Raw genomic sequence first — 24,201 nt, forward strand, 5'->3', positions numbered from 1 at the left:
GCCTAAAACTTATCATAAGCCATGACCATCACAGACAATCTTCGGATAATCGGCGAACGTATTCGTGCGGCTGAGCAACGCTATGGACGCGAACCCAATAGTGTCAAACTCATTGCGGTAAGCAAACATCAGCCACTCACGGCCATTCAAGAAGCACTACAAACGCAACAGTATGCTTTTGGCGAAAACTATGTTCAGGAGATGCAAGAAAAGGCTTTAGCTTTAGCCTTAAATGACTCCTGCATTGAATGGCATTTCATCGGACCGATTCAAACCAATAAAACGCGACCTATTGCTGAGCTAGCGACTTGGGTACACTCGATAGACCGCCTTAAAGTGGCCCAGCGCCTAAATGATCAACGCCCTAGCCAGCTCGCACCCTTACAAGTCTGCATTCAAGTCAATCTCAGTGAAGAAGCTAGTAAATCAGGCGTGGCATTTTATGAGGCAGAAGCGCTAGCTCATCAAATAAAAACACTAGACCGACTACAGTTACGAGGTTTAATGGCAATTCCCGCGCCTAGTAAAGATGTGGCTGTACAAAGACAAGTTTTTCGGCGCTTGCGAGAACTTAAAGACCAGTTAAACCAGCAATCCTTCAAACTGGATACACTTTCTATGGGTATGACCGATGATATGGAAGCCGCTATTGCTGAGGGTGCAACGCAGGTTCGCATCGGGACAGCCATTTTTGGTGCTCGAAACTATTAGTGAGCCGCCGCTCGTAATACTTGAAAACTCACGGATTCGGTATTGGTCAGTACTTTATCCTTAGCATCATGCAACACTGCAAAAACGCTGTGTGACCCACGCGTAACCTCACTTAATGTGAAAGAAGTCGAGGAGGTTTTTCCTACTTGCTTACCATCAAGATAAACCACAATGCCATGGCCTTTTTGTAGCTCAGGCTTAATGTTTAATTGTAAGGCTACACTACCCCCATTTGCACGAATGGTTTCATCCGCCGAAGGAGCGCTAATAGAAAAATTTGTATAGGATTTATTAGTTTCTTGACTGGTGGAATCAGCCTCTTCTACAGGCTTACTAATCGCCGTAACCGTTGCTTTATCCTCTGCTTTTTTATTATTAAAACTATCCGCAATGGTAAGAGGGGGTAATTCCACGGCTTGAGCACGTGCAGATTCAGGAGGTTGATCGCCAAAAATCGTATTACCTTGCGCATCTGTCCAGCGATAAACTTCTGCTAGGGCAGGACATGTTAAAAGACTAAAACATAACAGTGCAATGAGGCGCACGATAATAACACTCCATCATCAGTCTTCTTGGTATAAGTTGGGTTTATAATGATTCTGACTGGATTGAGAAGTACTGTCGAACAAACTCAGACTAAAGGTAGGTTAATTATTTTTAATCGCAACTAATACGTTTTTCTGTGGTTTTTATACACTAATAGACTGTTGTTTTATAGCCACATAATGCTAAGATAAAGACAGCTTTAGTAGAGAGCTAAGCAAAATACCGTGTTATTAAGTTAGGCAACTGCTTAACTGATATACAAATAGGCACAATGAGTAGGATAATAAAGACTGGCCTTAGTGCGTAGAGAAAAAACTGTCCTAATAGCAATTGTGTCTAGAAAGTGTTGGCTTTATAATACAGTTCGCTGCGTTTATGCAACGGTGGAATGGGAAATTACTATGAAATTGAAAAACTTGACAATTGCCATTGCAATGGCTTCTTTAGGTGTAGCCTCTTTCGCCGCTCAGGCGGAAACCGGCACATCTTTCTATGGTAGTGTTCGTGCAGGTATTGAGTACTTTGACAATGGTACTGATGACACTACCACGATCAGAAATATGAACTCACGTTTTGGTTTTAAAGGCGAAACTGAGTTAGGTAACGGCTTGACCGGTTTTGGTCATTATGAGTTTGGCGTCAGCTTAGATGGCAGTGACGGCTCATCAGCTGTTAGTATGCGTAAAGGTTACGTAGGTGTTAAAGGTGGATTTGGCCGTTTCCGTATTGGTCAAGACTACCATACTTTCTACAATACCGTTTTAGCTCCAGCTGACCAAGGTTGGTGGGATACTTTAGCTGGCGCAACTAAAGTTACCAATGGCGGTCGTACTGGCGAAGCTATGACTTTCGACTCTAAGTTTGGCATGTTCGGTGTTGGCGCTACCAGTTACATGAACGACGACCAAATGGGCGATGGTTATGAATTTGGTGCTACTTTCGGTGCTGGCCCTGCGACTGTAGGCTTAGGTATTCGTGATACCGATAGTGAAGACTCTACTTACGGTGCTTCTGTCGGCGGCAAAGCAGGTTCAGTGGCTTACGGCTTAAGCTATGTTGACCGTAAAGATGTCGGTAATTCTGTCGACTTACATTTGGGCTTAGGCGATGCTTATTTAAGCTACGGCCAAGCTAGCCTAGATTCAGGTACTGATCCAAATGGCATTACCTTAGGTTATACTTACAAAATGGGTAAGCAAACCTCTTCTTGGTTTGAACTATCCAAGCAAGATGCTGATGTAAAAGGCAAAGATGCAACAACCGCTTTCCGTGCTGCTCTGAAGTATGATTTCTAAGCAAAACGTTTAGCTAGTGTTAATGAAAAGGTGCTATTCAGCACCTTTTCTTTTTTAGCTTATTGCAAACCGCGTAAAATATCTTTCTGAATATCGCTTAGATTTTCTAATCCCACTGAAATACGTACTAAGCCATCTTGAATCCCAGCTATGTCGCGCTGCTCTGGCGTTAAACGGCTATGCGTCGTTGTGGCCGGATGCGTGATGGTACTTTTGGTATCACCTAAATTTGCGGTAATAGACAATAATTGGGTTTGGTCAATTAAATGCCAAGCTGCAGCCTTGCCACCTTTGACTTCAAACGAAACAATACCACCAAATCCACCTTGCTGTTTAGCGGCCAGTTCGTGCTGCGGATGAGAGGTCAAGCCTGCATAATAAACACGTTGAATCGCAGGCAGAGTTTCTAACCATTCGGCTAATTGCTGTGCTTGTCTACAATGGGCCTGCATACGCAAACTTAGTGTTTCCAGACCTTTCAGGAAAATCCAAGCATTAAAAGGACTCAAAGTCATACCAGCAGAGCGCAAAACACCAAACACGTCTTTACCCACGCGCTCTTTGTCACCCACGACTGCCCCCCCAATAGCACGCCCCTGCCCGTCCAAATATTTGGTCGCAGAATGTACTACGATGTCCGCACCTAATTTTAAGGGTTGTTGCAAAGCTGGGGTACAAAAACAATTATCGATTACTAATAAGCTATTATGTTGATGCACTAAATCAGCTAGGGCTTGGATGTCGACTAACTCACCTAAAGGGTTAGAAGGTGTTTCCGCAAAACAAAGTCGCGTATTCGGGCGCATAGCGGCTTGCCAAGCACCTAAATCACTCAGTTTTACGAAGCTGACATCAATACCGAATTTCTGCACATAATTTTGGAAAAGCACAGTGGTAGTGCCAAAAACAGAATTCGAGCAAATTAAATGGTCACCTGCTTTTAGAAAAGCGAGCACCACAGCCAAAATAGCGGACATACCGGATGAGGTGGCCACACAACTTTCACCGCCTTCCAAAGCAGCAAGCCGCTCTTGAAAATAGCGCACCGTCGGGTTGGTCATACGCGAATAAACATTCCCGGGCGATTCACCCGAAAAACGTGCGGCTGCTTCAGCGGCACTATTAAACACAAAACTCGAGGTAGGAAAAATTGCTTCGCTATGTTCGTTTTCTGCGCTACGTAACTGACCAGCACGTACCGCTAGGGTTTCGAACTCCCAGTCTGAATGATTCATATATGCCTCATGGTAAATAACGGGCATAAAAAAACCCGCCTATAGTCAAATCACTAAAGCAGGTTACACCGCTTTAGCTGGATTTATTAAGCGCCCGCAAGCTGAACTCAAATCGGCGCATGGTTTTATAGTAAAGAGTGTGAGGAAAGTTTGTCAAATAAAAAGCCGCTAGAATAGCGGCTTTATCAAAGTCTGTTAGGGTTTTACTAAGCGGTAGCCTTGTGCTTGCAAACGCCCTACTTCTGCCACACCTGAAGACACCACGTCCTCTGGTACAGCGCCATACAGCGTATCAAAAGGCACTTTACGCGCTGTTAAGGTGCGATAGCAGATTTGAAATTTCACGCCTTGTTTCTTGAGACTATCAATGCGTGCAGGCAATTTAGCATCCGCTTCCATTTCTTGCTCTTTCGCCATGCGCAATAAACCAAGACCATCAGCATTCATGACCACAATCGCTTCCGTTTTCAACTGAGTCGCTTCCAAAGCCGCAATGTAATTAGCCACATTCCCTAACACTGTTAAATAGCCTTTTTCATCCATGGCACTACTGAGATGAAACACGACTTTTTCTGCACCCGCATAATAATCTTTAGGTACTTCGGGTGCTTTAACGCCAGGGTCAAAAGTCGCTTCTTGTGCCAAAGCCAGCGGTGCTAAGCATAAACTACAAGCAAAAACCATCAACGCGGTACGCTGCAACATAACATTCCTCTCCTTTTGTACATTTACGGAGTGAATGTAGTTGTCACTGCCAAAAAATACAATGTACCAAAGGGCTAGGCTCTAGGTTTTGCGCTGTGCAATCACCACTAAGGTATCAACACCTACCCGCGAGAAAAGATTCACGACATCTTGATTACGCATCCGGATGCAGCCATGTGACGCGGGTGCGCCTAAACGTCCTTCTTCATCAGTGCCATGGATATAGATATAGCGTGAGCGTGAGTCAACATCGCCGCCTTTATTCAAACCCACTTCTAAGCCATCCAGCCACAAAATACGTGTCGTCACATTATCCTCACCACTTCGTGCTCCTGGCTCAGTCAAAATACGTGCAATACGCCCAGTATTTTTACGCGCCTTGAATACAGTTCCTAAAGGCGCACCTTCTCCAAATTTTTCAGCAATACGATGTACGCCTAATGGTGTTTGGTCGCTACCTTTACGACTGCCTAAACCAGCGGAAGCAGTGGAAATAACCCAACGCGCTGTGACTTGTCCCTGCTCAATGAGCAACATTTCTTGCCCTGTTGCATCTACCAACAACACCTGTTGTGTCGAATAGCTAGGGAAACGGCGCTGCAAATCTTGCAATAAGCCTTGAAAATTAGGCGTTGGCGCTACATGCGCTACCATAGGCTGGCTAGTCACATCTTGTGCTGAGCTATTGTTAATTAAACTCATTGCCCCAAAACCACTAATCGCTGTCACGCAAATCAATAGCAGCATTTTTGCGGTCAGATTTTTCTTTTTCTTTATCATTTCGTTGTGCCTCTAATTCGATAAAATATTCAGCGTCTTCGCCTGTCACATATTCCCCTGTGAATACGGAGCAATCAAATTGTTGTAAGCGCGGATTCCCTTTTTGTACCGACTCAATTAAATCCTCTAACTTCAAATAAAATAAACGATCCACGCCAATCGCATGAGCTACCTCTTTTTCGCTACGACCATGCGCAATTAATTCGCTCGCGGCTGGCATATCAATTCCATAAATATTGGGGTAACGAATCGGTGGCGAAGCTGAGGCGAAATAAACCCGTTTTGCCCCAGAATCACGCGCCATTTGTACAATTTCTTCCGAAGTCGTACCACGTACAATCGAGTCGTCTACCAGTAATACATTTTTATTACGGAACTCGACATGCAAGGGATTCAATTTCTGGCGCACAGACTTTTTACGCTGTTTTTGGCCGGGCATAATAAAAGTACGTCCAATATAACGGTTCTTCATTAAACCTTCACGGTACGGAACACCTAGCGTGTAAGCCAACTCCAGCGCCGAAGTGCGGCTGGTATCCGGAATGGGCATCACCACATCAATATCATGATCCGGCCATTCCTGCATAATACGCTCAGCTAATTTTTTCCCCATACGCATCCGTGTTTTATGGACGAATACGTTATCAATAATAGAGTCGGGACGCGCAAAATAAACATATTCAAAAATACACGAATGATAGCGTGGTTTATCACTGCATTGGCGTGTAAATACTTTTCCATCATGCGTAATATAAATAGCTTCGCCCGGCTCAATATCACGAATTAAACGATAGCCCTGCGAATCCAATGCGACACTTTCAGAGGCTAACATATATTCTTTACCCTGCCCCTGATCACGCACACCATAAACTAAGGGGCGAATCCCATTCGGATCACGGAATCCTAATAAACCATCACGGGTAATCATCGCTACTACGGCATAAGCACCACGACAACGTTTATGAACACCAGAAACGGCTGCAAAAATATCATCAGGCGTTACTCGAAAAGCATCTTGCTTTAATAGCTCCTGCGCGAATACGTTAAGCAGCATTTCAGAATCAGAATTCGTATTAATATGGCGACGGTCTTGTAAATAGAGATCCTTACGCAAACCCTGCGCATTCGTTAAGTTGCCATTATGTGCGAGTGAAATGCCATAGGGGCTATTCACATAAAATGGCTGTGCCTCGGCTGAGGATGAAGAACCTGCGGTTGGATAACGTACATGACCGATACCCATATTCCCTTTAAGGGTTTGCATGTGCTCTTCCATGAAAACCTCTTTGACAAGACCATTCCCACGGCGCGAATAAAGGCGTTTGCCGTCACTGGTAAAAATACCGGCCGCATCCTGTCCACGGTGTTGGAGCACCGTCAACCCATCATATAGCGCTTGATTAACTGGCTCCAAACCGACAATGCCAATAATTCCGCACATAGCTCTATTTATTCCCAGCTCACGATTAAAATCGGCATTTTACGCTGATCAAGCAGAAAAGCCATGCACAAGTCTAATGCAGTAGACACAAAATGTGTTTGCTATCCAATCCGGTTAGTAAGCACTTTGTAGAACAATTTTTTTATCAATTAATTCATGTAGATAATAAAATTGGCAATTAAATCACTAGATTAAAACCAAACGATTTTTGCTGACATTGGAAATGTAAAGAACTGTAAAAAAACTTAACGCTGCGGGATTCTTAGCCAAGACTGTCGCTCTGTCTTAACAAGCTGGATGTTTGCCTCAGGAGTGTAAAAGTGAAACAACGTAATACAGGATGGCTAAGCGTAGGTTGGGCGATGCTTATTTTAATGAGCCTTAGCTTAAGTGCTTGTAATTCCAATGATGATAGTTCTAATACAAACACCGTGACAACACGGACGTGGCTAGATGTGGCCTATGCAGCCACCTCAACGGCGCAAAAGTTGGATATTTATCTACCGGCGACGGGTAATGGGCCTTTCCCAACGGTGATTTGGATTCATGGTGGTGCGTTTAAATTTGGCGACAAAGCCAACCCACAATCACTTACTGCGTTAAACAATGCAGGCTATGCCGTGGCGAGCGTCAATTATCGCTTAAGTGGCGAGGCACAATGGCCGGCACAATTAGAGGACTTGAAAAGCATTGTGACTTATCTACGCACTAATGCCAGTCAATATGCATTAGACTCGACTAAATTTGCTGCATGGGGCGCTTCAGCAGGCGGCCATCTCGCCAGTATGACCGGTATTGCTTTAGCGAGTGATGCTAATACTCGGGTGCAAGCGGTGGTGAACTGGTTCGGCCCTATGGACTTTTATAATATGGATGCCGATATGATTGCCTCAGGTGTAACACGCTGCACTGGTGCTAATGGTGCGGCTGATTCACCAGAATCCGCCCTCATTGGTGCTACTGTTAGTGAAAACAAAGCGAAAGCGGATGCTGCTAGCCCCTTAACGTATTTAGCGGCATTACCGACTAGCACGACCTTACCGCCCTTTTTAATTATGCATGGTCTAATGGATTGCAATATTGCCCCTAAACAGTCTGAGCGCTTACACACAGCGATCCAAGCAAAGTTTGGGGCAACTAAAAGTACATTGATGAAACTAACGGCTGGTACGCATGGTGGTGGCGAATTTAAAGATGCTTATGTAGAGACCAGCGTCATCGACTTTTTAAATACTTATCTAAAATAGCCGTGAGATGTTAACTCAGCAGACCTTATTGCTAGTGGATGACGATACAAGCTTTCTGCTCATGTTAAAGGAATACATTGAGCAGGAAGGTTATCAGACGCTGTTAGCTAGCAGTGCACACATGGCTTTAGAGCAACTGCAACGCCTTGAACCCGATTTAATTATTTTAGATTACATGATGCCCACCATGAATGGGCTAGAGTTACTGACGCTATTACGCCAACAAAACACGATTCCCATCCTTATGCTTACCGCCCGTGATGATGATCAAGATCGGATTAAAGGCTTGGAAATGGGCGCAGATGATTATTTATGTAAACCCTTTAACTCGCGAGAACTGTTAGCACGGATTAAAGCTATCCTGAGACGCACAGAACGCAGTACCGCTTTTATTCGCCATATTGATCTGAAAATTCTGAAGATTTTTCCCGAGCGCACCCAAGTCTTTTGGCATGAGCAGGAACTCGACTTAACTCACACCGAATATAAATTATTAGAATTATTAGCGCGACAAATTGGCTTTATTGTTAGCAAACAAGAATTATCTATTTACGCCCTACGACGGCCACTGGTGTTATATGATCGCAGCATTGATGTCCATGTGGGACATTTACGGGCCAAATTAGGACTTGCACCCGATGGCGCACCCTATATTCGGACTATTCGCGGTCGTGGCTATCAACTACTCATAGGCTAGCGTTTGAATCGTTTATTTTGGAAAATCCTCTTTACCTTTTGGCTCAGCCTAGTCTTCATTATTGGTGCACTCAGTTTGCCGAATTGGCTAAAACAGCAACGCACGCAAGCACTAGAAAATCAGCTAGTTGCCAACCCCCAATCGATTATTACTATTAAAGCAGCAGCCACCACTTTCACCCACGGCGGTAGAGCAGCTCTGATACAACTGCTGAATGAACAAGAGGCTGAAGCACCGGCTACCATGCAGATTTATGTTTTAGATCAGCACAATCAAGAACTGCTCGGTCGTAAAGTAGGAGCAGAGACTCTCAAAGCAGTACGCTTATATCAGAGTGAACAGCTCAGCTTTCCTATTATTCGCCAAGCTAACCACCAGACGGAAATCTTGACTTTCTTTGCCCCATGGTCAGGACAATTCGCTGAGTTTAATCAGCGATATCACTTCAATTTCAGCCAAAAACATCAGGATGATTTATTAGTCGCGCTTGGCATTATTGTAGCCAGCTTCCTAGCCAGTACTTTTTTAGCGGCTTATTTCGCACGTCCCGTCAAAATCCTTGAGCGCGGCTTTCAAGCGTTGGCAGCCGGAGAATTAAACTGTCGCGTTGCGGCGGACATTGGCAAACGGCGTGATGAATTAGCGAACTTAGGCTTTGCTTTTGATCGTATGGCGCAACAACTACAACAATTGCTGGATCAACAAAAAAGCCTTGTCGATGCCCAAAAACACCTATTGAATGACGTATCACATGAACTGCGTTCGCCGTTGACCCGTTTGAATATGAGTATTGCGCTAGCGCGGCAACAGCCGGAACGTCTTAGCACTAGCTTAGAGCGCATTGAGCAAGAGGCAGAGCGCTTAAATAAACTGGTGGGTGAAATCTTGACCTTATCTAGGCTAGAAGCCGGTATTGCTAGTCATGCCACCGAATATATCGACTTAATAGCCTTAATCACCCTGCTGGTGGAAGCCTGTCATTTTGAAGCCAGTGCCAATCAACAAACACTGCAGGTGCAGAATCATTTGCACCTAGAAGAACTATTAATTCGTGCCAATGGTGATTTGTTGTATCGAGCCTTGGAGAATATTGTGCGTAATGCCATTCAACATACCCCCGCCCACTCCACCATTACTATTACACTGGCACACCAGCAAGGACAGTTACAGATTGTGGTAGAAGATAATGGCGCTGGCTTACCGGACGATGAGCTAGATATCGTGTTTGAATCTTTCCGACGTAGCTCGCAGGCTGAACAAAATAAGGGTTATGGCCTAGGTTTAGCCATCGCTAAACGTGCCATCCTCTTTCATGGCGGCCGTATTCAAGCTAGCAATCGTACAACCGGAGGCTTAAAGCTTGAGGTTTTATTGCCATGGCAACCGATTCAATAAAAGCCAACGAACTTCAAACCGTTTGGACTCAATAAGCGGTAACAACAGCTTATTGAGAAAGACCGTTTCCAGCTAAGGAATGATTAGGCCTAAGCTTATTGAGGAGCTTGCTCAGGTGTAGCGGGGGCTGGTGTTGAAGAAGGAGGCATAACAGCCGCGCCGCCTTTTTCCAAGTAACTAGCAAATTCCTCAGGAATCATCCCTTTGACCTGCTGTGCTTGGGTAGAAAACCAGCCTAATAAGCGTGACTCTTTCCACCAAGCTTCGTTCGGCAAAGTGGTTAAATCCATCAGAATTACCGCTAGAATGACGATAATAACACCACGTGCCCCACCAAATACCGAGCCCAGAAAATGATCAATCCCGCCTAAGCCTATGGCGGAAACCGCTGAGGTAAAAAGATGATTGATGAAGGCTCCAAGAATGAGAACGCCGAAAAAGATAATCGCTCCAGCAAGGATCAACCGTGCTACTTGGCTTTGAATACTAAATGGCAGTAGTGGTGCTAGTTTCTTGAAGTATAGCGCTGCAAAAGCAGCCGCCGCTATCCATGTCGTTAAAGCCAATGCTTCACGCACCAGCCCACGCACCAAGCCTACTAGCGCGGATAAGGCAATTAATACAAAGATGCCTATATCCACCCAATCCGCCATATGAGTTGAAAAAGTCATTCGCTACCGTTTAATTTCTAGTCACAAAGCTGTTTTGGACATATTGATTTTGTCCATAACGCGACTTCATACGACCTTGGATAGCAGCAGCGTCACCTTTTCCCGGATAAGAGCCAACACGTACACGATAAACTGGCTTTCCATCGACATTGGCTTGGGTAATAAATACCGGATAACCATCGGCGGACATCGCACGCCGAATATCATCAGCTTTTGCTTTATTAGAGGTAGCCAATAGCTGCACTACATAGCCACCACCCGTGCTAGCAGCAGCGGGAGCAGGAGTCGGTGCCGCTGGACGTGTTGTTACAGCAGGTGCTGGAGCAGGACGCGGTGCGGCACTGGCCACCGTACGTGGCTGCGACACAGGAGGAGGAACCGGGCGTTCATTGACTAAGCGTGGATTAGGTGTACGCGCTGGTACTGGCTTAAGCTCATCCTGATTATTGGCAACAGGACGATCACGATTGGCCACGGCAGTTCTATTCGCATTATTACTACCAGTGTCTGCTGGTGTTGGCACAACCGATTCACTAGGTGCTCTGGCACTGCTATTGGTATCTGGTGCTGGCGGTGGTGCAACGGCAACCGTTTCTGCTGGCGCAGCGGCTGGTGGAAGCTTCAGCGTTTGCGTGGTGCTATTCGCATTTGTATTGTTAACAGGTTCTGGCTGGGTTGCAGCGATCGGTGCGGACTCTAGCTGCGCTGCTGGGGTCTTTGCACCCGTCTTAGCGTTGGAAGCACTAGCAATCTCATTCGCTCCCATACTGCCCACACCGGCTGCTGGCTTACCATTTTCTACAACTGGGCGAACTTCACGGCCATTGTCACGAACATTAAAATCCTTCGCAGCCGTATCCTTATTACTTAAATTGGCGTTGGGATCAGTACTAGCTATCGTACTTGCTGCATCTGTGCCGGTTGTAGCACCTGCTTTTTGTGCAGCACCGCTATCGATGCCAATGGGAGCTTCTTGATTGGCGGAATCACTCGGCACTAACTGTCCCTGATTCGAGGCTAACGTTGTTCCTGTACCTTGATTAACACCAGGGAAACCGAGAATCGGTGCGGCGCCCTTAGTTTGTTCTGCAATCAGATCCCTCTGTTCAAGTGAGCGATTTTTGCCTTTCAGCAACCATGCCAATAATAGTGCTGCGATTAAAACTAGCACCACCGCACCTATCATGCGCTTGGTTGTAGCTTTGTTATCCATTAACGAAACTCCTTGCAAAATATCTTAGCGACTAACTTTAAATAACGCGTCCAATGCACCGGATACTACCAGAAATGAACCGAATATCACTACCCTATCCTGCGCGTTCAGGCTTGATTGCACTGCTCTCCACGCCTGTGTCAAGCTATTATGAGCAATAATTGCGCTAATTCCCTGATCTTGAATAGTAGACACCAAGGTTTCTAGTGGCGTGGCGCGTGGCGATTCCACTTTAAACACATGCCACTCATCCACCACTGTGCGTAATGCTTCGACCACCGCCACTAGATTTTTATCTGCTAATAAAGAAAAAATAACATAAGTCTTACCAAGCTGAGGCTGACCCTCCAACCAATCCGCTAAGACACGCGCTGCTTGTGGATTATGCGCTACATCTACCCACACATCGGGCTGAGATTGAAGTTTTTGTAAGCGCCCCGTCAATGCCACTGACTGTAAACCCTGTTCTATCGCTGCACGAGTTACTTGAGGCAATACTTCATACAATTGGTCTAACGCCATCAAAGCGCAAGCTGCATTAGTAAGTTGAAACTCACCCTGTAAATTCGGGTAGGGTAAATCCTGAAAATGATGCCCTAACGATGTTGCAGCCGCACACATGACAGAAAAACGCTTGATCTCTGGCTGGCTAATCACGCTAAAATCTTTAGTATTCTGCCAAAGTACTGCCCCAATCGTTTGAGCTGTTGTAGCAATACGCTGTGGAGGATTGGTATCCCCACAAATAAGTGGCTGCCCCTTCCGAGCAATGCTAGCTTTCTCATAAGCGATCGACTCGCGGTTGTCGCCTAACCAATCGACATGGTCAAGATCGATGCCCGTGACAATGGCAACATGTGCATCCCATGTATTGGTAGCATCCAAACGCCCCCCTAAGCCAACCTCCAAAACAGCGACATCGACCACGTGCTGATGAAAAATCCACAAGGCCGCCAAGGTGCTAAATTCGAAATATGTTAGCGAAATATCACCCCGCACCACTTCAATAGCACTAAAAGCCGCACATAGCTGCTCATCACTCACAGGCTCAGCATTGAGCGCCACACGTTCGTTATAGCGTAATAAATGGGGAGAGGTATAAGTGCCCACACGATAACCGGCAGCGACTAAGATCGATGTCAATAGGGCGACCGTTGAGCCTTTGCCATTCGTGCCTGCGACAGTAATGATGGGAAACGGTGGCTTGAGCAAATTTAAGCGTTCAGCAACGCGTCGGATACGCTCTAAACCCAGATCAATGGCAGAAATATGCAAGCTTTCCTGCCATTGTAGCCACTGGTCTAAGCTGCGCACAGCTAAACTCACTAAGCAATAACCGGACTAGGCAGGCTAGGATTAGAACGATGTTGGAATATCGCTAACAAATCAGCAATGGTTTCACGCAAACGATTACGATGCACGATCATATCAATAGCACCCTTTTGCAATAAAAACTCACTACGTTGAAAGCCTTCTGGTAGGGTTTCACGCACCGTTTGCTCAATAACGCGTGGCCCTGCGAAACCGACTAAAGCTTTTGGTTCTGCAATATTAACATCCCCTAACATGGCAAAACTGGCTGAAACGCCGCCCATGGTTGGGTCGGTTAAGACAGAAATGAAAGGAATACCTTTTTCCGATAATTTCGTCAAAATTGCACTGGTTTTAGCCATTTGCATCAAGGAAAATAAAGCTTCCTGCATACGTGCACCACCGCTTGCGGCAAAACACACATAAGGAATTTTTTCCTCCAAGGCGACTTGTGCCCCACGCACAAAACGCTCACCGACCACTGACCCCATCGATCCCCCCATGAAACGGAAATCGAAAGCGGCTGCGACTAGAGGCAAGCCTAATACCGCGCCCTTCATCACAATCAGCGCATCTTTTTCGCCCGTTTCTTTCTGGGCTGCACTGATACGATCTTTATATTTCTTGGTATCACGAAACTTCAGCATATCGGTGGGTGCAACATTGGCTCCCACCTCTTCGCTACTATCTTTATCCAAGAAAGCTGCCAAACGCTTACGTCCATAAATGCGCATGTGATGCTCGCATTTAGGACATACTTCATTATTGCGTTCCAACTCAGCACGGTACAAGACCGACTGACATTCAGGACATTGATGCCATAACCCTTCTGGAATCGACTTCTTCTTTTCAGTGGTGCTTTCAGTACGAATACGCGAAGGCAACAATTTTTCAAACCAACTCATGAATGTTATCCGTGACGAGATGAGGAGTTTTTGTCCATAGCCGAACGCATGTCTGCTAAGGTAGCGCCAATTTTAGTCATAATAGTCTGCGTGTCATTAACATTCACCTCAATAATTTTGATTAGCGCACTACCGACCACGACAGCATCCGCCACTCGAGCGACCTGCGCTGCGGTTTCCGCATCCTTAATGCCAAAACCCACACCTAAGGGCAAATCACTAAATTGACGAATATGACGAATGCGCTCTGCCACTGCATTGACATCTAATGTGGCAGCGCCGGTCACACCTTTCAAGGACACATAATACAAAAATCCACCGCCCAGCTGTGCCACCTGCTTGAGACGCGAATCCACCGTCGTAGGCGATAACAAGAAAATACTGTCTAAGCCATGCTGCTTGAATAGTGGCAGAACTTCTTTGCCTTCTTCTGGTGGTAAATCCACCGTTAAGACACCATCAACACCCGCTGCTTGTGCGCGCTTCGCAAAATCCTCATAGCCCATCACTTCAATGGGATTCAGATATCCCATTAAAACGACTGGGGTTTTGGTGTTAGTTTTACGAAATTCACTCACCATACTTAATACATCATTCAAGCTGGTGTTATGCACTAAGGCGCGTTCACAGGCTAATTGAATGGTTGGGCCATCGGCCATTGGGTCGGAGAATGGCACCCCTAATTCAATCACATCAGCACCTGCCTCCACCATGGTATGCATCAATGGCACGGTAACGTGTGGCTGTGGATCGCCTGCGGTGACATAGGGAATTAACGCGGTACGCCCTTGTTGCTTCAATTGCGCAAAGCAGTCTTCAAAACGACTCATAGCGTAATCCCCTCTAAACGCGCCACGGTATTAATATCTTTATCGCCACGCCCAGATAGGGACACGATAATACTTTGATCTTTGCTCATAGTGGGCGCAATTTTCGCCGCATAAGCCAGTGCATGACTACTTTCTAGCGCAGGAATAATGCCTTCTTTGCGCGTCAAGTTGTGGAAGCCTTGCATCGCCTCATCATCATTAATGGCCACATACTGCACGCGACCAATGTCTTTAAGCCACGCATGCTCAGGCCCAACCCCCGGATAATCTAAACCGGCTGAAACGGAGTGTGTTTCAATGATTTGCCCATGCGCATCTTCCATCAAGTAGGTACGATTGCCGTGTAATACCCCCGGACGACCAGCATTCAAAGGCGCAGCGTGCTTACCCGTTTCAATCCCATGGCCGCCCGCTTCGACACCGAAAATCTTCACGAACTCATCGGCCAAGAAAGGATGGAATAAACCAATCGCATTCGATCCACCGCCCACTGCGGCGACTAAGGCATCGGGTAATTTGCCATCTTGCTCGAGAATTTGCTGGCGCGCTTCACGCCCAATCACCGCTTGGAAATCACGCACCATTTGCGGATAAGGATGAGGGCCCGCCACTGTGCCAATAATGTAGAAGGTATTATCCACATTGGTAACCCAATCCCGCATGGCCTCATTCAATGCATCTTTCAGGGTTTTAGAGCCAGATGTGACCGGTACAACCCTCGCCCCCAGCAACTTCATACGATACACATTTGGTGCTTGGCGCTGAATATCTTCAGACCCCATATACACCACACACTCTAAGCCTAAACGTGCAGCAATCGTTGCAGAGGCCACACCATGTTGCCCCGCGCCGGTTTCAGCAATAATGCGCGTTTTACCCATGTGTTTAGCAAGCAATGCTTGACCGATGGTGTTATTAACTTTGTGCGCACCGGTATGATTCAAATCTTCGCGCTTAAGGAAAATTTTTGCCCCACCTAATTCACGGCTCCAGCGCTCAGCCAGATATAAAGGACTCGGGCGACCGACGTAGTATTTAAGATCGCGGTCAAATTCAGCTTGGAATGCCGGATCGTTTTTTAATTTATTATAAGCGGCTTCAAGTTCTTGAATCGGCTCCATTAACGTTTCTGCCACAAAACGTCCGCCGTAAGGGCCGAAATGACCAGACGCATCTGGCATTGAAGCCCAGTCGAATGTGCTGAATTTCACAGGCCTAATTCTCCTGATTTTTGCTGGCTGTAAAGGACAATAACGTTATCACATGCGCGTCCATTGATCTATGTTAGGCGCGCACTGGTTAACCCTAGTATTACCACCGTTTATCAACCTTGATCACCAACAAACTGAGAACGACGTGATAGCGATTCTTGAATCCCACAAGGACCGCGATATTGTTCAGGTACATTGTCAGGGCATTGACCACACAGGCGATTCCCCGGCACAGCAAAATCAATCTTACGCGGATAAGGTAAATTCAAACCATTCATCAATGCCACAAAATCCTCGCGAGACCTATTATTGCCTAAACGTGGATTACGTAATTTCTCTTGGCGAATGGTAGTAATTTGCCGCCCTTCATAATCGTGGGCTGGATAAACCAAGGTTTCATCCGGTAAGGAAAAGAATTTGTTATGAATACTGTCATATAAAACACCAGCGTCTCCGGATTGAAAGTCTGTACGACCACAGGCTTCTATCAGTAAGGCATCGCCTGAAAATAAAACTTGTTGCATTCCATTATCTAAAAGATAAGCATGATGAGTATTCGTATGGCCTGGTGTATATAATGGATGTAATTCGATTTGACCCACTTGGAATGACTCTCCTTCTTGCACGCCTAAATCCGCACACGCTAAGCCATCCATAGCCGGTACAACAATTTTGCTACCCGTTAAATGACGCAACTTAAGTGCACCCGTTAAATGGTCAGCATGGATATGGGTTTCTAGGGTATAAGTTAGTTTTAAACCTAGCTCCTGTAACACTTTTAGATCGCGCTCTACTGTATCAATCACAGGATCGATTAGCACACACTCACCGGTATGCTCACACGCTAGTAAATAGGTATAGGTACTAGAATCTTTCTCAAATAACTGCTTAAACAACATGATTATCTCGCTTAGTCTAAAGTAGTAAGTAGCTTGCCAATCAGTGCCAAAATAAGATAAAAGATATAGGGCTATTTGACATCACTACCCGCTCACCTTAACGTGGCTTGGGTGGTATAGGCAAATAGCCACACTGCATTATTCATGCTAATGCCAGACTAATAGTTTATTTCACTCAAGGAATCTATTATGCTCTCAGGTTTTCTAGGCTTTTTGATTTTAATTATTGATATTTACATTATCTTCAAGGTTTTTAAAAGTTCTGCGAGCCTTGGCAAAAAGATTCTATGGACAGCTATTATTTTCTTTCTACCCGTCGTGGGCATTTTGCTCTGGTGGTTTTTAGGACCTAAATGACCCAATGTTTTATTGTAGATTTTTATTTAATAAACTGACTATTGTCTATATAGTCGCTTTATTAAGCCTAAGCGGTATAGGTCATGCCCAAGATGTAGGTGGACTAGGGCAAATCCTTACTGGCACTTCAACGGAAGCAGATAAACAAGCGGATGCGCCACCTGATCGTGTGATTGCGACTAATAACAATGCACAAGATGATCAAAAGATTAAAAAGCGTCTGACACAAATCTTTTCTGAACTAGACGCGCTCAAGCAGATTGAGATTAGCGTGCGCAGTGGTGTGGTTGGTTTAAGCGGCCTCGTGCCCTCAGCCAAGGAAGAAACCAGAGCTTTACAATTTGCGCGTCAAATTGAGGGTGTGGTTGGTGTTGAAAATAATTTGACGGTTGACCGTAGTTTACAACGCCGCCTAGATAGCACTCAAAATCGCTTAACCAGCACTGCCAAAGATATATTGGCCAATCTACCTATTCTCGCTTCCGCACTCGGTTTACTTGTTTTTTTCTGGCTGATAGGTTCATGGATTGCCAAACGCAAAGCTTTATATCATCGTCTCGCACCTAATCCTTTTATTGCCGAATTAGCGGGGCAATTAACGCGTTTAGTTTTTATAGTAACAGGATTAGTGCTGGCCTTGGACTTATTAGATGCACGCCCATTATTAGGGACTATTCTGGGAGCCGCTGGCCTATTAAGTCTATCTATCAGTTTTGCCGTGCGTGATACAGTCGAAAACTATATTGCGAGTATTTTACTAAGTTTACGTAACCCCTTTCAAACAAACGACTTAATCAAAATTAATGATTTCGAAGGGCAAGTCGCTCGCCTCAATTCGCGTGCCACGATTTTGATTTCACCTGACGGGAATCATATTCGTATCCCTAATGCTGTCGTTTATAAAGCCATTATTACCAATTACACGCGGAACCCTAAACGGCGCTTTAGCTTTATCATTAATATTGATGCAAACCAACCCTTATTACCGGTTCAATCTTTGGCAGTACAAACCTTGTCTGAGCTAAAAGGTGTGTTAAACGAACCGAAACCCAGTGTTTTAGTTAAAGAGTTAAGTGATGGCATCGTACAATTAGAATGCTCAGGCTGGGTCGATCAAACCCTTAGTAGTCATGCTCGGGTACGCAGTCAAGCAATTCGTCACATCAAAGAAGTCTTTGAGGATCATGGTATTGCTTGGCCCGATGCCCTTCAGCGCATTGAAGTATCACGTGCCCCTTCGGTCGTGCAACCCAGTGGTCTCGTGCAGCAAGAGTTAGATCAAGCAGAAGCAGATTATTCACAAGAGCTGAGTGATGTCAGTATCGATAACTCCTTGCAACAACACGTGGATAAGGAACAAGACAAAGACTCCGAAAATTTATTACAGAACCACACGCCCAAGGAATAATATTCAGCGTAGTAAGGTATGAAGCAGACCGCTGGGAAGTAATGTCATTAGCATGGTTAACATCATGGAGACTATGACCAACATAGGCAGTAGAACACTAATCAGCACTATCGCTAGTAGTGTCAACAGCATAATCAATACTAGCTTCCAGCCCGCTTGCTGCCACAAATTTTGCCAATCCTGATCAGGCGCTAACACCATTGGCTGCGCACCTAAACGAATCAAGGCTTTCATACGTTTTTCCAAAGTCGGAAACGTGGGCAGGATTAAACCACTCACTTTCCCCGGCTGTACCACACAAAAATGACTCGTCCATGTAGTCTTTAGTAAAGCGGTGTTTTGATTGTTGAATTGGCTTAAAGCACTGGCTAATCCATTTGGTTCTCGCGTCAACTTCACGGCACTGGCATCTGCCATGTATTTACGTTGTCGCCACACCAAGGCGAGCAAAGGGCTTAGCAATAGACTATTCACAAACTGTCCCAAGAAAGCACTCATAAACACAGGCCCCATTAAGGGCAAACTGAGCCACTCACGCCAAGTCAGAGATACAGTAGTATTCCTCTGTACCCTTGTCGACTTGGGCGACTCTTCAGCAAAAGGATCGCGCAAACTAGACAACAATACTGCCCGACCCACGCTATTAGGCTTCCCTATCGCTCCTACTACTTGCCTCAATTGATGACGGGCATCAGGATCTGTCACACTAAAAGCAAAACGTGCAATGAGCGCAAACACCCCCATCACTGTAGCCATCTGCCAACCAATTTTCCCGTCATGCTCAGCTATTGACGCAATTAAATGAGCGGCCACAGCCTGCAATTGAGCGCGGTTTAATGTTTTTAATAAATCCTCGCCGACCAAAATTGTTGCGGGCTTATCCGGCAACCCCAAAGCCGCTGCATTCATCCCTCCTTTCATCACATGAATCTGTGGTACAGGGATTAAGGCTGCAATCGCCATTTCTTCCACTACATGGTGAAATTGGCGCTCAGCTAAAAACGGTTTGCTGAGTGGTTGTACCACCTCTTCCAGCCATGTTGTCTGTTTTAAAGTGCGGGAAATGGGATAAGCCAGTCCCATCATGAGCAGCAATCCGGGCAATAAAGCCAAGACCAAACCCTGTGCAAGCTCAGCAAAGGCGATTTGCCAAGGATCATCCAGTAGGCGCGTGATTAGCTGAAACATGCCGCCTAATAGATCAGGCATCGGCGTTACTAGATTGATCAGATCAAATACTAGCCCCACGACACAATAAAATAAGGGCGCTAACAGCAAAGACATCACTAATGCCAATACGCTATAGGCCAAAACACACATAGCGCTCACCCGCCATGCTAAGCGTCGGTGTCGTTCAATAGCAGCAAAAAAACTTTCACGTTCATGGGCTTGCCAAGGCTGCCAGTGAAGTTCGTCAAGCGCTTCAGGCTTCGTTTCTTGCATAACACACCTTAATAGGAAAGATTGCGACACCGTCGAGGTTAAGCTAATGCTCTTAGCAAACTATGTAATAAACTAAAGGGTATTACTGTAAAAATAAGGCTTAACATCAGAGAGAGCTGCACTATTAACGGAATAAACAACACAATTAATCCAGCAACAAAGACCGTACCTAGGTAAGGGAAAAATTGGCTTAAACCACCCGAAGCAATGCGCGTGGAAGACAAAACACTAGCGTCGGCACCTAATAACACTAAGGCTTGTAGACGTTTTTCTAGCGGCGGAAACAAGGAGAATAGCGAAGGATTTATATTGCTTGGTTGAACCAGACAGAAATGACTTGCCCAAGCACTGACCAAAAGCGTGTTGTTTTCAGCTGTGAGCAAACCTAAGGCACTAGCCAAGCCATTAGGCTCACGCGTTAATTTCACGGCACTAGCATCCGCCATATACTTGCGTTGTCGCCACGCTAAAGCCACTAAAGGACTTAAGATAAAATAATTTATTAGAAGTGCAGCCAAGACGCCAATAACGAAAGGCCCTAATAAAGGCAGTAATAGCCATTCGCGCCACGTGAATTTGATTTTGTACTGCGATTGCGCGGCATTAGGCTTAGCCTGAACTACCGGCTCCAGTAAATAAGTGTGGAGCAAGGCACGGCTGTTGGCGTCACGGCGAAACACAGCCCGCAGTAATTTTAAGCGTTCTGGGCGTTGCTGAGCGTCCATTAAACTCACTGCAAAACGTGCCAACCATGCCAAAACACCCAACATGGTACTAATGTGCAGTCCAACTTTGAGGTCATTTTCTGCCAAAGACGCAATAAGATGCGCGGAAACGCCCTGTAATTGTCGGCGATCTAAACGCTTGATTAAGTCCTCCCCCACCAAAACGCCTGCTGTTATGTCACCATGGCTTATTAAAGCAGCATTCGCTACCCCTGCGACGACTTTGATGGGAGGCACAGGAATTGCTGCTGCGAGCGCCATTTCTGCTAAGGTGTTCTTGAACTGCTGTTCCGGCAAGGATGTCTCATCCACAGGACGTGTAGACAGTGTCGTATGCACCCATTGCCCTTGTCGTAGGGCTTGAGCAAGATTGTAACCAATCCAAGCCATCAACACTAAGCCACCGAGCAGCGCTAGGCCAACACCTACTAAGCCCGCTAGAACTTGTGTACCCGATAATTTAACAGCACCCTCGCTAGAAGCACTAAACAAGAAATCGGGCCAAATACTAGGGGTAGGCCATAGGAAATTAATGAGATCCAGTAAGAGCGTCCACACGCCATAAACTAAGGGGCTTAGTAGCACAGACATAGCCAAGGCTAAGATGCTATAAGCTAAAAAGCATACGGCGCTGACATGCCATGCAATCAGGCGATGCCGTTGGATTGTCGCCAAAAAATCTTCACGCGCTTGCCCCTGCCAAACGGGATTATTCCAGTCCTTTAAATCGTTTAGTTGGGTATCACTCATAACTTCACAATAGGTGCTTGACGTTCAAGCGCTGTTTCAATCGGTTGCAGCAGATTAGCCTGAGTAAAACCGAGTGAGCGAGCAAACAATACCGCAGGAAACGATTGAATCGAGGTATTTAACGCCATTACCGCATCATTATAAGCCTGACGCGCAAACGCTAATTTGTTTTCAGTCGTAATCAGCTCCTCAGAAAGTTGCAGCATGTTCTGATTGGCTTTCAAATCAGGATAGGCTTCCGACAAGGCAAAAAACCGCCCTAACGTTTGGCTTAAGACTCCCTCCGCATTCATCAAACTGCTCATGGCTTGATTATCTTTAGGGTGTTGTGTGAGCGCTTGATGAGCGGATTGCGCTTTATTACGCGCCTCGACCACTGCTTCTAAGGTGGTCTTTTCATGCGCCATATAAACGCGCGCCGTTTCCACCAAATTCGGTACTAAGTCATAACGCCGTTTGAGTTGTACATCGATTTGCGCAAAAGCATTCGACACTTGATTATTCGTGGCGACTAAGCGGTTGTAGATGACAATCACCAGCACCATCAGTGCTAATATAAAAAGCACAATTATCCAAATAACACTCACTAGACCCTCCTCACTAACTATCCATTAAAATACCTTTATAGCACCATATGAAAGAATATGTAGTGTGCTTGACGTTTGAACTTTACTCAGTTCAAGGGATTAAATAGTGCTGACCTCTTGTGAGTCAGCGATGATTCAGGTACAAGGTCTGGCAATTTTTATGATTGCACTAGGCACTTAGCATGAAATACGACGTTTACGGCATGGGTAATGCCTTGGTGGACTTGGAATTTGAAGTCACTGATAGCTTTCTAGCTCAGCACGATATTGAAAAAGGTTTAATGACCTTGATCGACGAATCCCGTCACCATCATCTCTTAAAAGAACTCACTCAGACCTTTAGCTTGAAAAAACGTGCTGGTGGCGGTTCGGGCGGTAATACCCTTGTTGCCATTAGTCAATTCGGCGGCAAAACTTTCTATGCTTGCAAAGTCGCTAATGATGAATTCGGCGAATTTTACATGAATGACCTACACGCGGCGGGGGTTGAAACCCGTCTCGATCAAGTGCGTGGTGCGTCAGAGGGTGTCACGGGCAAATGTATGGTGATGGTGACTTCAGATGCCGAGCGCACCATGAATACTTTTCTAGGAATCACCAGCGACTTTTCGCCTTCAGAAGTATATATCGATGAATTGAAACAGTCTGAATATCTCTATATTGAAGGCTATTTGGTCACCTCTGACTCCTCACGCCAAGCCATTAAAAATGCCCGCGCGGTCGCTCGCGATAATCATATTAAAGTTGCCCTCACTTTCTCTGATCCTTCCATGGCAACCTATTTCAAGCCCGGCTTAGAAGAAATTATGGCTGAAGGTGTGGATATTTTATTCTGTAATGATGACGAGGCCATGGCGTTCACGGGCGCACATACCCTCGAGGATGCCATTGCTGACTTAAAAACGCGCACTAAAAAATTAGTCCTAACCCAAGGCAGCGAGGGCGCTTTGGTGGTGAATGATCATGATGTGGTAAAAATTAAACCTTTCAAAGCCCACGCGATTGATACCAATGGCGCGGGCGATATGTTTGCAGGCGCTTTCATGTATGGGATTACCCAAGGCATGAACGATCAACAAGCAGGCGAATTAGCCAGCCGCGCCTCCAGCAAAATGGTAACCGTCTTTGGCGCACGCCTCCCGAAAGAGGATCATAAAGCCTTACTTAACGCTTAGGTCTTGCCTTGGAGGCTACTAGGATTAGTGTAGCGCTATCAACACACTATAGGCAGCTTATGGACGCAATAGAGCTTGAGCAACGCTTACATTTCCTACGTGCGGCGGAGCAATTAAAAAATACCTTGCGCAGTGGTTTTACTTCGCAAGGCCGCCCCGAAAGTAGCGCCGAGCATACGTGGCGACTGTGTTTATTCGCCTTGGTGTTCGAAGACCAGTTACGCGATTTGGATTTTGCCAAACTACTCAAAACTTGCATCCTGCACGATTTAGGTGAGGCAATCAGTGGCGATATTCCCGCCATTCATCAACACGACATTCCCAATAAAAATGCACAAGAGCGCCTTGATTTTCAAGAACTGTTGCGCCCCCTTCATTCGAGTTTGCGTGCGCAATTTTTGGCTTTATGGGATGAGTATGATCAAGCCCAAAGCCCCGAAGCAAAAGCCGCGAAAGCCTTGGATAAATTGGAAACGGTATTACAGCACACCCAAGGCTTAAACCCGCCTGATTTTGATTATGCGTTTAACTTAAGCTATGGACAGCAATACACCGCTTATCACCCTTTATTTAGTGCCTTGCGTGCAATCATTGATAGAGATACGCAAACCCGACACGAACAACATGCCATTGCACAGTCTAGGCCACAGCCTGACTAAATAAA

General features: G+C 45.8%; 24 protein-coding genes. 9 read left to right on the forward strand and 15 right to left on the reverse strand.

The window, feature by feature from the left end; genetic code table 11:
* Positions 1 to 21 precede the first annotated feature (21 nt).
* Positions 22 to 711: a YggS family pyridoxal phosphate-dependent enzyme gene (locus tag A3IE_RS0113770; protein ID WP_020396204.1), complete on the forward strand. Its 690-nt coding sequence runs from the start codon at positions 22 to 24 to the stop codon at positions 709 to 711.
* Here A3IE_RS0113770 and A3IE_RS0113775 read toward each other — a convergent pair.
* A complete protein-coding gene (locus A3IE_RS0113775) occupies positions 708 to 1,256 on the reverse strand; it encodes a DUF4124 domain-containing protein (RefSeq protein WP_020396205.1) in 549 nt (182 codons plus the stop codon). The two genes, A3IE_RS0113770 and A3IE_RS0113775, sit on opposite strands and share 4 nt — an antisense overlap.
* Positions 1,257 to 1,658: 402 nt before the next feature.
* On the opposite strand from A3IE_RS0113775, the gene A3IE_RS0113780 reads away from it, so the two are divergent.
* Positions 1,659 to 2,552, forward strand: coding sequence for a porin (locus tag A3IE_RS0113780; RefSeq protein WP_020396206.1), 894 nt, complete (start codon positions 1,659 to 1,661; stop codon positions 2,550 to 2,552).
* A gap of 59 nt (positions 2,553 to 2,611) precedes the next feature.
* On the opposite strand, the gene A3IE_RS0113785 is transcribed toward A3IE_RS0113780, so the two are convergent.
* From A3IE_RS0113785 to purF, 4 genes are all read right to left on the reverse strand, one after another.
* Positions 2,612 to 3,787, reverse strand: a complete 1,176-nt coding sequence (locus A3IE_RS0113785; RefSeq protein WP_033407242.1) for an O-succinylhomoserine sulfhydrylase — start codon at positions 3,785 to 3,787, stop codon at positions 2,612 to 2,614.
* Positions 3,788 to 3,982: 195 nt separating this feature from the next.
* On the reverse strand, positions 3,983 to 4,492 hold the full coding sequence (locus tag A3IE_RS0113790) for a DsrE family protein (RefSeq protein ID WP_020396208.1): 510 nt from the start codon (positions 4,490 to 4,492) through the stop codon (positions 3,983 to 3,985).
* Positions 4,493 to 4,573: 81 nt separating this feature from the next.
* Entirely contained in the window at positions 4,574 to 5,272 is a 699-nt protein-coding gene (locus A3IE_RS0113795) for a L,D-transpeptidase (RefSeq protein ID WP_245539201.1), read from the reverse strand.
* Positions 5,208 to 6,713, reverse strand: a complete 1,506-nt coding sequence (gene purF, locus A3IE_RS0113800; protein WP_020396210.1) for an amidophosphoribosyltransferase — start codon at positions 6,711 to 6,713, stop codon at positions 5,208 to 5,210. Before purF ends, A3IE_RS0113795 begins: the two co-directional genes overlap by 65 nt.
* A gap of 320 nt (positions 6,714 to 7,033) precedes the next feature.
* Here purF and A3IE_RS20760 point away from each other — a divergent pair, with 320 nt between their 5' ends.
* From A3IE_RS20760 to A3IE_RS0113820, 3 genes are read left to right on the forward strand one after another with little or no spacing between them, the layout of a single operon-like run.
* On the forward strand, positions 7,034 to 7,960 hold the full coding sequence (locus A3IE_RS20760; protein WP_020396212.1) for an alpha/beta hydrolase: 927 nt from the start codon (positions 7,034 to 7,036) through the stop codon (positions 7,958 to 7,960).
* 7 nt (positions 7,961 to 7,967) lie between these two features.
* Positions 7,968 to 8,657, forward strand: a complete 690-nt coding sequence (locus A3IE_RS0113815) for a response regulator transcription factor (RefSeq protein WP_020396213.1) — start codon at positions 7,968 to 7,970, stop codon at positions 8,655 to 8,657.
* Positions 8,658 to 8,660: 3 nt separating this feature from the next.
* A complete protein-coding gene (locus tag A3IE_RS0113820) occupies positions 8,661 to 10,052 on the forward strand; it encodes an ATP-binding protein (protein WP_020396214.1) in 1,392 nt (463 codons plus the stop codon).
* A 95-nt stretch (positions 10,053 to 10,147) separates the two neighbouring features.
* On the opposite strand, the gene A3IE_RS20765 is transcribed toward A3IE_RS0113820, so the two are convergent.
* The 7 genes from A3IE_RS20765 to A3IE_RS0113855 all read right to left on the reverse strand — a co-directional run bounded on the left by A3IE_RS20765 (position 10,148) and on the right by A3IE_RS0113855 (position 17,092).
* On the reverse strand, positions 10,148 to 10,723 hold the full coding sequence (locus A3IE_RS20765; RefSeq protein ID WP_020396215.1) for a CvpA family protein: 576 nt from the start codon (positions 10,721 to 10,723) through the stop codon (positions 10,148 to 10,150).
* 10 nt (positions 10,724 to 10,733) lie between these two features.
* A complete protein-coding gene (locus tag A3IE_RS0113830; RefSeq protein WP_020396216.1) occupies positions 10,734 to 11,936 on the reverse strand; it encodes an SPOR domain-containing protein in 1,203 nt (400 codons plus the stop codon).
* A gap of 24 nt (positions 11,937 to 11,960) precedes the next feature.
* Positions 11,961 to 13,250 carry a bifunctional tetrahydrofolate synthase/dihydrofolate synthase gene (gene folC / locus A3IE_RS0113835; protein ID WP_033407250.1) on the reverse strand — a complete coding sequence of 430 codons (1,290 nt, stop codon included), beginning with the start codon at positions 13,248 to 13,250 and terminating at the stop codon, positions 11,961 to 11,963.
* Between the two features lie 11 nt (positions 13,251 to 13,261).
* Complete coding sequence (gene accD / locus A3IE_RS0113840) at positions 13,262 to 14,152, reverse strand: acetyl-CoA carboxylase, carboxyltransferase subunit beta (protein WP_020396218.1); 891 nt, start codon at positions 14,150 to 14,152, stop codon at positions 13,262 to 13,264.
* A 5-nt stretch (positions 14,153 to 14,157) separates the two neighbouring features.
* Positions 14,158 to 14,982 (reverse strand): tryptophan synthase subunit alpha, encoded by an 825-nt coding sequence (gene trpA, locus A3IE_RS0113845; protein ID WP_020396219.1) that lies wholly within the window; start codon positions 14,980 to 14,982, stop codon positions 14,158 to 14,160.
* The gene (gene trpB, locus A3IE_RS0113850) at positions 14,979 to 16,163 is read right to left on the reverse strand and encodes a tryptophan synthase subunit beta (RefSeq protein WP_083900651.1); all 1,185 of its coding nucleotides are present in this window, start codon (positions 16,161 to 16,163) and stop codon (positions 14,979 to 14,981) included. The genes trpA and trpB overlap by 4 nt, the downstream gene beginning before the upstream one ends.
* A 143-nt stretch (positions 16,164 to 16,306) precedes the next feature.
* A complete protein-coding gene (locus tag A3IE_RS0113855; RefSeq protein WP_020396221.1) occupies positions 16,307 to 17,092 on the reverse strand; it encodes an MBL fold metallo-hydrolase in 786 nt (261 codons plus the stop codon).
* A gap of 189 nt (positions 17,093 to 17,281) precedes the next feature.
* On the opposite strand from A3IE_RS0113855, the gene A3IE_RS23330 reads away from it, so the two are divergent.
* Entirely contained in the window at positions 17,282 to 17,449 is a 168-nt protein-coding gene (locus A3IE_RS23330) for a PLDc N-terminal domain-containing protein (RefSeq protein ID WP_020396222.1), read from the forward strand.
* 4 nt (positions 17,450 to 17,453) lie between these two features.
* Positions 17,454 to 18,857, forward strand: coding sequence for a mechanosensitive ion channel family protein (locus A3IE_RS0113865; protein ID WP_020396223.1), 1,404 nt, complete (start codon positions 17,454 to 17,456; stop codon positions 18,855 to 18,857).
* A 3-nt stretch (positions 18,858 to 18,860) separates the two neighbouring features.
* On the opposite strand, the gene A3IE_RS0113870 is transcribed toward A3IE_RS0113865, so the two are convergent.
* Genes A3IE_RS0113870 through A3IE_RS0113880 form a run of 3 tightly spaced genes read right to left on the reverse strand, consistent with a single transcriptional unit; the run spans position 18,861 to position 22,362 of the window.
* Positions 18,861 to 20,300, reverse strand: a complete 1,440-nt coding sequence (locus A3IE_RS0113870) for a M48 family metalloprotease (protein ID WP_026154947.1) — start codon at positions 20,298 to 20,300, stop codon at positions 18,861 to 18,863.
* A 38-nt stretch (positions 20,301 to 20,338) separates the two neighbouring features.
* The gene (locus tag A3IE_RS22190; protein WP_020396224.1) at positions 20,339 to 21,775 is read right to left on the reverse strand and encodes a M48 family metalloprotease; all 1,437 of its coding nucleotides are present in this window, start codon (positions 21,773 to 21,775) and stop codon (positions 20,339 to 20,341) included.
* Positions 21,772 to 22,362 (reverse strand): LemA family protein, encoded by a 591-nt coding sequence (locus A3IE_RS0113880; RefSeq protein WP_020396225.1) that lies wholly within the window; start codon positions 22,360 to 22,362, stop codon positions 21,772 to 21,774. Before A3IE_RS0113880 ends, A3IE_RS22190 begins: the two co-directional genes overlap by 4 nt.
* 182 nt (positions 22,363 to 22,544) lie before the next feature.
* Here A3IE_RS0113880 and A3IE_RS0113885 point away from each other — a divergent pair, with 182 nt between their 5' ends.
* Together A3IE_RS0113885 and A3IE_RS0113890 are read left to right on the forward strand one after the other, a co-directional pair.
* Entirely contained in the window at positions 22,545 to 23,537 is a 993-nt protein-coding gene (locus A3IE_RS0113885) for an adenosine kinase (protein ID WP_020396226.1), read from the forward strand.
* 59 nt (positions 23,538 to 23,596) lie between these two features.
* The gene (locus A3IE_RS0113890) at positions 23,597 to 24,196 is read left to right on the forward strand and encodes an HD domain-containing protein (RefSeq protein ID WP_020396227.1); all 600 of its coding nucleotides are present in this window, start codon (positions 23,597 to 23,599) and stop codon (positions 24,194 to 24,196) included.
* The last annotated feature ends 5 nt before the right edge of the window (positions 24,197 to 24,201 follow it).

Source organism: Thiolinea disciformis DSM 14473 (assembly GCF_000371925.1).
Taxonomy (GTDB): Bacteria; Pseudomonadota; Gammaproteobacteria; order Thiotrichales; family Thiotrichaceae; genus Thiolinea; species Thiolinea disciformis.